This is a genomic window from Nitratireductor sp. StC3, assembly GCF_003015025.1.
In the GTDB taxonomy this organism is placed as follows: domain Bacteria; phylum Pseudomonadota; class Alphaproteobacteria; order Rhizobiales; family Rhizobiaceae; genus Mangrovimarina; species Mangrovimarina alexandrii.
Window position 1 is genome coordinate 330,407 of sequence record NZ_PYBP01000002.1, and the last position, 12,171, is coordinate 342,577.

Below are 12,171 nucleotides of genomic sequence, written 5' to 3' on the forward strand. Positions count from 1 at the left end.
ATGCGGTCCAACGAACCTTCAATCGACGCCGTCCTGGACGACAGGGCCGGCGCGGATTGGCCCATCCCGCCAGCACGGCCGTGAAGACGGTTATTTGCACTGCAGCATTTTCCCGTTATGGATGGCGCGACCTTCTGCCGCTTCGAATATAGGGGTTCCCGCATTGCCGATATCCAAGATCCTCGTTGCCAACCGGTCCGAAATCGCCATTCGGGTCTTTCGCGCCGCCAACGAACTCGGTCTGCGCACCGTCGCGATCTGGGCCGAGGAGGACAAATATTCGCTCCATCGCTTCAAGGCCGATGAATCCTACCAGGTCGGCCGCGGCCCCCATCTGGCCAAGGAGCTCGGTCCGATCGAAAGCTATCTGTCGGTCGACGAGGTCATCCGCGTGGCCAAGCTGTCGGGCGCCGACGCCATTCATCCCGGCTACGGCCTGTTGTCGGAAAGTCCCGAATTCGCCGAGGCCTGCGCCGAAAACGGCATCATCTTCATCGGGCCGAAACCCGAAACCATGCGTCGGCTCGGCAACAAGGTCGCCGCGCGCAATCTGGCCATCGAGGTCGGCGTGCCGGTCGTGCCCGCCACCGAACCGCTGCCCGACGATATGGACGAGGTCGCCCGGATGGCCGAGGCGATCGGCTACCCGGTCATGCTCAAGGCTTCGTGGGGCGGCGGCGGCCGCGGCATGCGCGCCATCCGCGCGCCCGAGGACCTCGCCCGCGAGGTGACGGAAGCCAAGCGCGAGGCCCGCGCCGCTTTCGGCAAGGACGAGGTCTATCTGGAAAAGCTGGTCGAGCGCGCGCGCCATGTCGAGGTCCAGGTGCTGGGCGACACGCATGGCAATGTCGTGCATCTGTTCGAGCGCGATTGCTCCATCCAGCGCCGCAACCAGAAGGTCGTGGAGCGCGCGCCCGCACCCTACCTCGACGCCGCGCAACGCCGGGAACTGGCCGACCACGCGCTCAAGATCGCGCGGGCCACCGACTATATTGGCGCTGGAACGGTCGAATTCCTGATGGATGCCGATACCGGCGCGTTTTATTTCATCGAGGTCAACCCGCGCATCCAGGTCGAGCACACCGTCACCGAGGAGGTGACGGGCATCGACATCGTCAAGGCCCAGGTCCACATTCTCGACGGCGCGGCGATCGGCACGCCGGCCTCCGGCGTGCCGGCGCAGGACCAGATTCGCCTCAACGGCCACGCCATGCAGTGCCGGATCACCACCGAGGATCCCGAGCAGAACTTCATTCCCGACTACGGCCGCATCACCGCCTATCGCGGCGCCACCGGCTTCGGCATCCGGCTCGACGGCGGCACCGCCTATTCGGGCGCCGTCATCACCCGCTTCTACGATCCGCTTCTGGAGAAGGTGACGGCGTGGGCGCCGTCGGCGGAAGAGGCGATCCTGCGCATGGACCGGGCGCTGCGCGAATTCCGTATTCGCGGCGTGGCGACCAACCTGACCTTCCTCGAGGCGATCGTCGCGCATCCGCGCTTCCGCGACAACTCCTACACGACCCGTTTCATCGACGAGACGCCGGAGCTGTTCGCCCAGGTCAAGCGGCGCGACCGGGCGACCAAGCTTCTCAACTACATCGCCGACGTGTCGGTCAACGGCCACCCCGAAACGCGCGGCCGGCCGCGGCCGTCGGCGGAAGCCGCCGCGCCGGTCCTGCCCTTTGTCGGCGGCGACGTGCCCGACGGCGCCAAGCAGCATTTCGATCGGCTCGGGCCGGAGAAATTCGCGCGCTGGATGCGCGACCAGACCCGCGTGCTTGTCACCGACACCACCATGCGCGACGGCCATCAATCGCTGCTGGCGACCCGCATGCGCACGCACGACATCGCCCGCATTGCCGGCGCCTATGCCCGCGCCCTGCCGCAATTGCTGTCGCTCGAATGCTGGGGCGGGGCCACGTTCGACGTCGCCATGCGCTTCTTGACCGAAGATCCCTGGGAGCGGCTCGACCTGGTGCGCAACGGCGCGCCGAACCTGCTTTTGCAGATGCTGCTCAGGGGCGCCAACGGCGTCGGCTACACCAATTATCCCGACAATGTCGTCAGGCATTTCGTCAAGCAGGCCGCCGCCGGCGGCATCGACCTGTTCCGTGTCTTCGACTGCCTGAACTGGGTCGAGAATATGCGCGTGGCGATGGACGCGGTCGGCGCCGAAGGCAAATTGTGCGAGGCGGCGATCTGCTATACCGGCGACATTCTCGACCCCGACCGCGCCAAGTACGATCTGAACTATTATGTCGGCCTGACCCGTGAACTGGAAGCCGCGGGTGCGCACATCATCGCCGTCAAGGACATGGCCGGCCTGCTCAAGCCCGGCGCCGCCCGGATTCTGTTCAAGGCGTTGCGCGAGGCGACGGATCTGCCGATCCATTTCCACACCCACGACACCTCCGGCATCGCGGCGGCCACCGTGCTCGCCGCCGTGGAGACCGGCGTCGATGCGGTCGACGCCGCCATGGACGCGCTGTCGGGCAACACCTCGCAGCCCTGTCTCGGCTCGATCGTCGAGGCGCTGAAGGGCTCCGAGCGCGACCCCGGCCTCGATCCCGAATGGATCCGGCGCATTTCCTTCTACTGGGAAGCGGTACGCAATCAGTACGCGGCCTTCGAAAGCGACCTGAAGGGGCCCGCCTCCGAGGTCTATCTGCACGAAATGCCCGGCGGGCAGTTCACCAATTTGAAGGAGCAGGCCCGCTCGCTGGGGCTGGAGACGCGCTGGCACGAGGTCGCGCAGGCCTACCACGACGTCAATTTGATGTTCGGCGACATCGTCAAGGTCACGCCGTCGTCGAAGGTGGTCGGCGACATGGCGCTGATGATGGTCAGCCAGGACATGACGGTCGCCGAGGTCGAGGATCCCGCGCGCGACATCGCCTTTCCCGACTCGGTCGTCTCCATGCTGCGCGGCGATCTCGGCCAGCCTCCGAGCGGCTGGCCGGCTGCGCTGCAGGCCAAGGTGCTGAAAGGGGAAAAACCGGTCACCGCGCGGCCGGGCGCACTGCTCGAGGAGGCCGACCTGCCCGCGCGGCGCCGGGAGCTGGAAGAGCAGCTCGGCCGCGACGTCAGCGAGTTCGAGTTCGCTTCATGGCTGATGTATCCGAAGGTGTTTTCCGACTTCGCCGCCGTCACGGACGATTACGGACCCGTCAGCGTGCTGCCGACGCCGACCTATTTTTACGGCATGCAGCCGGAGGACGAGATTTTCGTCGAGATCGAGCGCGGCAAGACGCTGGTCGTGCGTTGCCTGGCGATCGGCGAGACCAACGAAAAGGGCATGGTCACCGTCTTCTTCGAGCTCAACGGCCAGCCGCGCCGGGTCAAGGTGCCGGACCGCGCCCATGGTGCCGCCAACGGCAAGGCGCGGCGCAAGGCCGATCCCGGCAATGACAACCACGTCGCCGCGCCGATGCCGGGCGTCGTCTCGACGCTCGCCGTTTCGGCCGGCCAGGCGATCAAGGCCGGCGACGTGTTGCTGTCGATCGAGGCGATGAAGATGGAAACCGCGCTGCATGCCGAGCGCGACGGTGTGATCGCCGAGGTGCTGGTCGCCGCCGGCGACCAGATCGACGCCAAGGATCTGCTCGTCACCTTTGGCGAGCCGTAACCCACGATCAGGCCACCGGCGCGGCCGAAAGACCACGCCCGTCGGCCAAGGCATCGCTCAGCCGTCGATCTGCGCGGCGATGATCGCGATCGCCTGCTGGTAGACGCTCGCCGCGTTCCAGCCCTTGATGGCACGGAAATTGGGCTGACCGGGCTGATAGCCCGCGCCGGGACGCCAGCCATGCGCGCGCAGGAAATTTGCCGTGGAGGCCAAAGCGTCGGCGCGCGAACGCACCAGGTCGAGCCGGCCATTGCCGTCGCCATCGGCGCCGTAGCGCAGGATGCTGCCCGGCAGGAACTGCGTCTGGCCGAGCTCGCCATGCTTGGCGCCGACGCTGGAACTGGAAACCACGCCGCGATCGACCAGGGTCAGGGCTGCCAGAAGGTGGCCGGTGAAGAATTCCGAACGTCGGCAATCATAGGCGAGCGTGGCCGTCGCCGACAAAAGGTTGGAATTGCCCATGAACCTGCCGAAGCCGGTCTCCATGCCCCAGATCGCGATCAGCGGACCGGGCGGCACGCCGTAACGCCGTTCCAGATTGGCGAACAGCTTGGCGTGCTGTTTCTTCAGCCGCTTGCCCTGGCTGGCGATGGTGCTGGCGCCGCGCACCTGCATGAATTTCTTCAGCGAGTATTTAAAGCTTTTCTGTCCGCGGTCGGCGCGGATGGTCGCGGTCGCATAGCGCGTTTGCTGCAGCGCCTTGAGGCCGCGATTGCCGATGCCCTTGGCCCGGGCCTCGGCCGTCATCTGCTGTTTCCAGGCCTCGAATCCGCCGGCATTGTTGCCGCACTGGGCCGCCCAGCCCGCACCGCTGCCCGCCAATGTCGCGACGGCCAGCGCCGCCGCCATCACCATGCCCTTGGACCTGACTGTCATTCCGTTCTCCCGCTGCCTGGACCGGTCGCCACATGCCCGCCTTGACCACAAACAAGCAACGTTCGGTCCGGCACGCACATCGCGTCGAAAGTATGGAGCTAGTTTCGAAACAAGTCTATTCTTGGGCCGGTTAATGGCGGGTTGCGGCTATGTCCGACGTCGAAGGGATGATCGACGGCGCGGCGGCCCCGGCCGGCCTGACGGGTTGTCCGTCGCTCGGGCGCGCATCTGCCCTGCTTTTGCTTGACTTTCGCGGTCAAATCCTGTCTATCCGGCCCCAATTCCGCGACGAGTGATCACTCCGAGCAGCCGACCGGGACCCTTTCTTGAAGGTCTAAAGCGATCCCGGAGGTCAACACCCGGCAGCGCGATGCGCCCCCGGGTGCTTTTTGGCTTTGGCCGTTGGTCGATCGGGACGGACGCATTACCTCTGGTCGAGAACGATCGGAGCAAAGGACGAACGATGTTTGAATCGCTGCAGGAACGCCTTGGATCGATCCTCAACGGCCTGACCGGTCGCGGGGCGCTGTCGGAAGCCGACGTGTCCGCGGCGCTGCGCGAGGTGCGCCGGGCTCTCATCGAGGCCGATGTCGCGCTCGAGGTCGTGCGCTCCTTCACCGATCGCGTGCGCGAGAAGGCCGTCGGCGCGGAAGTCCTGAAATCGATCAAGCCCGGCCAGATGGTCGTCAAGATCGTCCACGACGAGCTGGTCGCCATGCTCGGCTCGGACGGCGAGGTGATCGACCTCAACGCCCCGGCGCCGGTCGTCATCATGATGGTCGGCCTGCAGGGCTCGGGCAAGACGACGACCTCCGGCAAGATCGCCAAGCGGCTCGCCGAGCGCCAGGGCAAGAAGGTCATGATGGCCTCGCTCGACACCCGCCGCCCGGCCGCCCAGGAGCAGCTCAAGCAGATCGGCGAGCAGACCGGCATCGCCACCCTGCCCATCGTGGCCGGGCAGTCGCCGGTCGACATCGCCAAGCGCGCCGTCCAGGCCGGCAGGCTCGGCGGCCACGACGTCGTGATCCTCGACACGGCCGGCCGCACCCATATCGACGAGCCGCTGATGATCGAGATGGCCGACATCCGCAAGGTGTCGGACCCGCACGAGATCCTGCTCGTCGCGGATTCGCTCACCGGCCAGGACGCCGTCAACCTCGCGCGCTCCTTCGACGAGCGGGTCGGCGTCACCGGCCTTGTGCTTACCCGTATGGACGGCGACGGCCGCGGCGGCGCCGCGCTGTCGATGCGCGCCGTCACCGGCAAGCCGGTCAAGCTGATCGGCACCGGCGAGAAGATGGACGCGCTGGAGGAATTTCATCCCAAGCGCATCGCCGACCGCATTCTCGGCATGGGCGACATCGTCTCCCTCGTGGAGAAGGCCGCCGAAACCATCGATGCGGAAAAGGCCGCGGCGATGGCCAAGAAGATGCAGTCGGGCAAGTTCGACCTGAACGATCTCGCCGATCAGTTGCGCCAGATGCAGAAAATGGGCGGCATGGGCGGCATCATGGGCATGATGCCCGGCATGGGCAAGATGAAGGACCAGATCGCGGCCGCCGGCCTCGACGACAAGATGTTCGGCCGCCAGCTCGCCATCATTTCCTCGATGACGAAAAAGGAACGCGCCAATCCCGACATCCTCAAGCACAGCCGCAAAAAACGCATCGCGGCCGGGTCGGGGACCAACGCCGCCGAGATCAACAAGCTCTTGAAGATGCACCGCCAGATGGCCGACATGATGAAGGCCATGGGCGGCAAGGGTAAGGGCGGCGGCGCCATGCGCGGCCTGATGGGCGGCATGGCCCAGAAGATGGGCCTTGGTGGCTTGGGCGGCGGCATGGGCGGCATGCCGGACCTGTCGAAGATGGATCCCAAGCAGCTCGAGCAACTGCAGAAACAGGCCGAGGCGGCCGGTCTCGGAGGCGGCCTGCCCGGCGGTGGCCTGCCGGGTCTGCCCGGCGCGCCGAAGCTGCCCGGACTTGGCACCGGCCTGCCCGGCCTGCCGAAAAAGAAATGAGCGGAGGAACGGCTTTGGCGGACACGTCCGACACCGAGAAGGCCCGCGCGATCCTGGCCGGCTACCGCGCCTCGATCGACAATATCGACGCCGCGCTCGTGCACATGCTGGCCGAGCGGTTTCGGTGCACCAAGGCCGTCGGCCATTTGAAAGCGACGCACGACTTGCCGCCGGCCGACCCCGCGCGCGAGGAGCGCCAGATCGCGCGCCTGCGCCAGCTCGCCGTCGACTCCCATCTCGACCCGGATTTCGCGGAGAAATTCCTCAATTTCATCATCCGCGAGGTGATCCGGCACCACGAAATGATTGCCCGTGAAAACGGTGCCGGGGATGCGCCCCGCGCCGGCGCGGACGGTTGACCCCAAATCCCGATCAGTGAGACCCTAGGAGACAAAAATGGCACTGAAGATCAGACTGGCCCGGGCGGGCTCGAAAAAGCGCCCCTACTATCATGTCGTCGTCGCCGACGTCCGCAGCCCGCGCGACGGCCGCTTCATCGAGGCGATCGGCTCGTGGAACCCGACGCTGCCCAAGGACGCCGAGCGCGTCAAGATCGACGAAGAGCGCGTCAAGCACTGGATCGCCCAGGGCGCCAAGCCGACCGATCGCGTGCTGCGCTTTCTCGACCAGGCTGGTCTTGCCAAGCGTCCGGCGCGCTCCAATCCCAAGAAGGCCGAACCGGGCAAAAAGGCCCAGGAGCGCCTGGCGCTGATCAAGCAGGCCGAGGAAGAGCTCGCCGCCAAGCTCGAGGAAGAAAAGGCCGCTGTGGCCGAGGCTGCCGAAGCGCCGGCAGAGGAAGCAGCGTCCTGATCGTTTCCGATCCGAAATGAAATGATCGACGGCGGGCCACGGTCCGCCGTTTTCTTTTTGAAGGCCCCAAAGCGCGGGCTTCTCACTCTTGGAGCGGGCCTGATCCCGCTCGCCAAGCCGGGTGCGGCAATTTTCCGCTGGACCGAAGAAGGGTCGATAGGGCAATCTGGTAGGACCAGATTGCCCGGCACCGTTCGGGCCGAACCCGTAGGCGGAGGAGCACACGGTGAATATCCAATCGACCGCGGCCGGAGACGCCGCCACGCCAATCGATCACGCACGGCTCGAGCGCCTGATGGAGGAAGCCGGCATCGACGTGCTCCTGGCCACCTCCAAGCACAATGTCCAATATCTGCTCGGCGGCTATCGCTACATCTTCTTCCATGCCATGGACGCGATCGGCCACAGCCGGTACCTGCCGGTCCTCGTCTACGAAAAGGGCCGGCCCGACCGCGCCGCCTATATCGGCAACAAGATGGAGGGCATGGAACAGCAGGTGAACCCGTTCTGGACGCCCACGGTCAAGACGACCTGCTGGGGCAGCGTCGATGCCGCGCATGAGGCGATCGCCCAGATCAAGGCGATCGGCCGTCATGGCGCCCGGGTCGGCATCGAACCGTCATTCCTGCCGTCCGACGCCTGGCTAGCGCTGACCGCCGGGCTCGAGGATGCGAGTTTCGTCGACGCGACGGGCATGCTGGAGCGCCTGCGCGCGGTCAAGACAGCGGCCGAACTCGACCTCTTGCGTACGGCGTCCGAACTGATCACCGATTCCATGCTGGCGGTGTTTTCCGGCCATGGCGAAGGGGCCGGCAAGGCCGAACTGGTCGATGCGCTGCGCCGCGAGGAGACCGCTCGCGGCCTCCAGTTCGAATATTGTCTGATCACCATCGGCTCCAGCCACAATCGCGCCGTGTCGCCGCAAAGCTGGCAGTCGGGCGAGGTGCTGTCGCTCGATTCAGGCGGCAATTATCGCGGTTATATCGGCGATCTGTGCCGCATGGGCGTTCTCGGCGACCCGGATGCGGAGCTGGAAGACCTGCTGGCCGAGGTCGACGCTGTCCAGCAGGCCGCGTTTTCGAAGATCAAGGCGGGCGCGACCGGAGCGGAGATGATCGCCCATGCCGAAAAGACGCTCAAAGCGCTGCCCAATGCCGCCTGCAACGACTTCTTCGCCCACGGCATGGGGCTGATCAGCCACGAGGCGCCGTTCCTGATGACCAACCATCCCGTCGCCTATGACGGCGTCGACGCCGACAGGCCGCTGGAAGCCGGCATGGTGATCTCGGTCGAGACCACCATGCTTCATCCGCGCCGTGGTTTCGTCAAGCTGGAAGACACGGTGGCCGTGACCGACAACGGCCACGAGCTGATCGGCGATCGCGGCCGCGGCTGGAATCGCGGACAGGCATAGGCCAGGCGATCAAAGCCGGATCATAGGCATTTGCACGCAATTTTGCCGGCAAAAAAATTTATCGCGAGCCCCGCCCTTCTCATCCGCGGAGAGGGGCGGGCGAGAAGAGCGGCTGCCCGACGACCAACTACGCCGCCTGCTTTTTCGGCTTGATCAGACCGCGCGCCACCAGCATCTCGGCGATCTGGACGGTGTTGAGCGCTGCGCCCTTGCGCAGATTGTCGGAGACGACCCACAGATTGAGGCCGTTGTCCAAGGTCGAATCCTCGCGGATGCGGGAAATATAGGCCGCGTCCTCGCCGGCTGATTCCAGCGGCGTGACGTAGCCGCCGTCCTCGCGCTTGTCGACGACCAGGCACCCCGGCGCCTCGCGCAGGATCTCGCGCGCCTCGTCGGCGGTGATCGGCTTTTCGAACTCGATATTGACCGCCTCCGAATGGCCGATGAAGACCGGCACGCGCACGCAGGTCGCCGTCAGCTTGATCTTCGCATCGAGCATCTTCTTGGTTTCGGCCACCATCTTCCATTCTTCCTTGGTGGAGCCGTCCTCCATGAAGACGTCGATATGCGGAATGACATTGAAGGCGATGCGCTTGGTGAACTTCTTCGCCTCGATCGGGTCGGCGACGAAGACGGCGCGCGTCTGCTCGAAGAGCTCGTCCATGCCTTCCTTGCCCGCGCCCGATACCGATTGGTAGGTCGATATCACCACGCGGCGGATGGTGGCCGCGTCGTGCAGCGGCTTCAGCGCGACGACGAGCTGGGCGGTCGAGCAATTGGGATTGGCGATGATGTTCTTCTTGGTGAAGCCTTCGATCGCATCGGCGTTCACCTCCGGCACGATCAGCGGCACGTCGGCGTCGTAGCGCCAGGCCGAGGAGTTGTCGATCACCACGCAACCCTGCTTGCCGATGCGCGGCGACCATTCCTTCGACACGCTGCCGCCGGCCGACATCAGGCAGATATCGGTGCCGGAAAAATCATAGCTGTCGAGCGCCTTCACCTTCAGCGTGCGGTCGCCGTAGGAAACCTCGGTGCCGACGGAGCGCCGCGAGGCGAGGGGCACGACCTCCTCGGCCGGAAAGCCGCGCTCCTCCAGAATATTGAGCATTTCGCGGCCGACATTGCCGGTGGCGCCGGCGACTGCAATCTTGAAACCCATTTCGGTCATCTCCTGTCACTCCCCTTTTCCTGGAATGTCCGCCGGCGGGCCAGGCGGCTTTCCCCGGCCGGACCCGGGGAGAGGGGGAGTAAGGCCGAGAAAATCAGACCGTTTTTGCGGTCGTTTTGGCTCGGGTTTTGAGGGTGGCGCAGCGCGCGCGCATGCCGCCGCCGGAGACAAATCCGGACGGATACCAACGAGACACTGCGAAAACACAGGCGGGCATGGTCTGCTCCACGAAACGCACCGCTTCTAGCGGTTCTGCGTAAAGAGTCAATTGCCTGCCGCTCGGACCGATCATGCGCAATGTGGTTCATCGCCTTCCTGTGAAAGGGCGCCGCCGTTGACTTCTTCCCTCCGGCACGGAAACTTGCACGGTGGATGAAAACGCCGGAAGGGCCGTCATGCGCGGCGAAGTTCTTTATTTCGATGACCAGCGCGGCATCGGTTTCATCAACGGCGATGACGGCAACCGCTATCATTTCGCCGGCCCGGACCTGGTCTCGGCGGCGGCACCGGGCAAGGGCGCCAAGGTCGAGTTCCTGACCGAGGGCAACCGCGCCCGCGACGTGATGGCTCTCGGCGGCGCGCGCCAAAAACCTGCCGGGACCGAGACGGAGCCTTCCGCCACCGCGCCGTCGCGGCTTGCCGGAAGCAAAACGCACGGCCGGCGCTCGCTTTTCGGCCATTTCCTCGATTGCGTGACGGTCTCCTATGCCAGATTGGGGGCACGCGCGCCGCGTCGGGAGTTTTGGGGATTTTTCCTGTTCGGCTTCATCGTCATGGTGGCGGCGATTTTTGCCGGCCTGATCGCCGATGGCGTGGCCGGCAATCTGGATCGCGAGGAACCGGTGCTCGCGCTCGGCCTGACCGGCATTCTGGTGCTGGCGCTGGCGCTGCCCTCGATCGCGGTCACGATCCGCCGGCTGCACGATATCGGCCTGTCGGGATGGTTCATCCTGCTCGGTTTCGTGCCCACGGTGGGCAATCTGATCATCCTCGTCTTCGCGCTGACCCCGTCGCAGAAATCCGAAAACAAATGGGGACCGCCCCCGTTTGGGTGACGGTCCCGCACCGGCAAACGATCGGACTCAGGCCGACAGAGCCAGATATTTGGCCGTGATCGCGTCGCCCATCTCCGCGGTGGAGAGCTGGGTCTTGCCGTTCGACATGATGTCGGCGGTGCGCATCCCGTCCTCCAAAACACCGGCGATCGCCGCTTCGAGCCGATCCGCTTCGGCGACCATGTTGAAGGAATAGCGCAGGCACATCGCGAACGAGGCGATCATCGCGATCGGGTTGGCGAGCCCCTTGCCGGCGATGTCGGGCGCGGAGCCGTGTACCGGCTCGTACAGCGCCTTGCGCGCGCCGGACTTGGGATCGGGGGCGCCGAGCGAGGCCGACGGCAACATGCCGAGCGATCCCGTCAGCATCGCCGCGACATCCGACAGCATGTCGCCGAACAGGTTGTCGGTGACGATCACGTCGAACTGCTTGGGCCAGCGCACCAGCTGCATGCCGCCGGCATCGGCCAGCATATGGGTCAGCTCGACATCGGCATAGTGCGCCTGGTGGGTCGCCGCCACGACCTCCTTCCACAGCACGCCGGATTTCATCACATTGTGCTTTTCCATCGAGCACACCTTGTTGGCGCGGGTGCGCGCCAGCTCGAAGGCGACGCCGGAAATGCGCTCGATCTCGAACGTATCGTAGACCTGGGTGTCGATGCCGCGCTTCTGGCCGTTGCCGAGGTCGATGATCTCCTTGGGTTCGCCGAAATAGACGCCGCCGGTCAGCTCGCGCACGATCAGAATATCGAGCCCTTCGACAACCTCCTGCTTGAGCGAGGAGGAGGCGGCCAGCGCCGGATAGCAGATCGCCGGACGCAGATTGGCGAACAGCTCCATCTCCTTTCTGAGCCGCAGCAGGCCGGCCTCCGGCCGCACCTCGTAGGCGACGCCGTCCCATTTCGGTCCGCCGACCGCGCCGAACAGCACCGCGTCGGCGGCCAGGGCCTTTTGCATATCCTCATCCGAGATCGCCTGGCCGTGCGCGTCGTAGGCCGCGCCGCCGACCAGCCCCTCCTGAACCGTGAAACCGGCGGACTGGGTGTCGTTCAACACCGCAATCAGCTTGCGCACCTCCGCCATCGCCTCGGGGCCGATACCGTCGCCGGGAAGAAGCAGAAGGTTGCGCGTCACCATGGAAAATCCTTTCGAAAAAGGCGGGAATCCGCCGCCGAGTGAGGTGGAAATGAGGTC

Annotated in this window: 10 protein-coding genes; 7 read left to right on the forward strand and 3 right to left on the reverse strand. The window is 65.4% G+C overall.

Going from position 1 to position 12,171, the window contains the following annotated elements:
• Positions 1-163 precede the first annotated feature (163 nt).
• Positions 164-3,628 carry a pyruvate carboxylase gene (gene pyc, locus C7T96_RS06110; RefSeq protein ID WP_106570288.1) on the forward strand — a complete coding sequence of 1,155 codons (3,465 nt, stop codon included), beginning with the start codon at positions 164-166 and terminating at the stop codon, positions 3,626-3,628.
• Between the two features lie 57 nt (positions 3,629-3,685).
• Here pyc and C7T96_RS06115 read toward each other — a convergent pair whose 3' ends face one another.
• A complete protein-coding gene (locus tag C7T96_RS06115) occupies positions 3,686-4,504 on the reverse strand; it encodes a lytic murein transglycosylase (protein WP_106570289.1) in 819 nt (272 codons plus the stop codon).
• Between the two features lie 149 nt (positions 4,505-4,653).
• Here C7T96_RS06115 and C7T96_RS23985 point away from each other — a divergent pair, with 149 nt between their 5' ends.
• The 5 genes from C7T96_RS23985 to C7T96_RS06135 all read left to right on the forward strand — a co-directional run bounded on the left by C7T96_RS23985 (position 4,654) and on the right by C7T96_RS06135 (position 8,748).
• A complete protein-coding gene (locus C7T96_RS23985) occupies positions 4,654-4,800 on the forward strand; it encodes a hypothetical protein (RefSeq protein WP_158264313.1) in 147 nt (48 codons plus the stop codon).
• Between the two features lie 167 nt (positions 4,801-4,967).
• Positions 4,968-6,524 carry a signal recognition particle protein gene (ffh, locus tag C7T96_RS06120; RefSeq protein ID WP_106570290.1) on the forward strand — a complete coding sequence of 519 codons (1,557 nt, stop codon included), beginning with the start codon at positions 4,968-4,970 and terminating at the stop codon, positions 6,522-6,524.
• Positions 6,521-6,883, forward strand: coding sequence for a chorismate mutase (locus C7T96_RS06125; RefSeq protein WP_106570291.1), 363 nt, complete (start codon positions 6,521-6,523; stop codon positions 6,881-6,883). Before ffh ends, C7T96_RS06125 begins: the two co-directional genes overlap by 4 nt.
• A gap of 37 nt (positions 6,884-6,920) precedes the next feature.
• Positions 6,921-7,334 carry a 30S ribosomal protein S16 gene (gene rpsP, locus C7T96_RS06130; RefSeq protein ID WP_106570292.1) on the forward strand — a complete coding sequence of 138 codons (414 nt, stop codon included), beginning with the start codon at positions 6,921-6,923 and terminating at the stop codon, positions 7,332-7,334.
• Between the two features lie 226 nt (positions 7,335-7,560).
• Positions 7,561-8,748, forward strand: a complete 1,188-nt coding sequence (locus tag C7T96_RS06135; protein WP_245414073.1) for a Xaa-Pro peptidase family protein — start codon at positions 7,561-7,563, stop codon at positions 8,746-8,748.
• Positions 8,749-8,875: 127 nt separating this feature from the next.
• Here C7T96_RS06135 and C7T96_RS06140 read toward each other — a convergent pair whose 3' ends face one another.
• On the reverse strand, positions 8,876-9,910 hold the full coding sequence (locus C7T96_RS06140) for an aspartate-semialdehyde dehydrogenase (RefSeq protein ID WP_106570522.1): 1,035 nt from the start codon (positions 9,908-9,910) through the stop codon (positions 8,876-8,878).
• 404 nt (positions 9,911-10,314) lie between these two features.
• On the opposite strand from C7T96_RS06140, the gene C7T96_RS06145 reads away from it, so the two are divergent.
• Complete coding sequence (locus tag C7T96_RS06145; protein ID WP_106570293.1) at positions 10,315-10,974, forward strand: DUF805 domain-containing protein; 660 nt, start codon at positions 10,315-10,317, stop codon at positions 10,972-10,974.
• A 27-nt stretch (positions 10,975-11,001) separates the two neighbouring features.
• Here the strand turns inward: C7T96_RS06145 and leuB are convergent, their stop codons facing one another.
• Entirely contained in the window at positions 11,002-12,114 is a 1,113-nt protein-coding gene (gene leuB / locus C7T96_RS06150; RefSeq protein ID WP_106570294.1) for a 3-isopropylmalate dehydrogenase, read from the reverse strand.
• Between the last annotated feature and the right edge of the window lie 57 nt (positions 12,115-12,171).

Coding starts and splice junctions, on each gene's coding strand:
- C7T96_RS06115 (WP_106570289.1), bottom strand. CDS start 4,504: ATGACAGTCAGGTCCAAGGGCATGGTGATGGCGGCGGCGCTGGCCGTC.
- C7T96_RS23985 (WP_158264313.1), top strand. CDS start 4,654: ATGTCCGACGTCGAAGGGATGATCGACGGCGCGGCGGCCCCGGCCGGC.
- ffh (WP_106570290.1), top strand. CDS start 4,968: ATGTTTGAATCGCTGCAGGAACGCCTTGGATCGATCCTCAACGGCCTG.
- C7T96_RS06125 (WP_106570291.1), top strand. CDS start 6,521: ATGAGCGGAGGAACGGCTTTGGCGGACACGTCCGACACCGAGAAGGCC.
- rpsP (WP_106570292.1), top strand. CDS start 6,921: ATGGCACTGAAGATCAGACTGGCCCGGGCGGGCTCGAAAAAGCGCCCC.
- C7T96_RS06140 (WP_106570522.1), bottom strand. CDS start 9,910: ATGGGTTTCAAGATTGCAGTCGCCGGCGCCACCGGCAATGTCGGCCGC.
- C7T96_RS06145 (WP_106570293.1), top strand. CDS start 10,315: ATGCGCGGCGAAGTTCTTTATTTCGATGACCAGCGCGGCATCGGTTTC.
- leuB (WP_106570294.1), bottom strand. CDS start 12,114: ATGGTGACGCGCAACCTTCTGCTTCTTCCCGGCGACGGTATCGGCCCC.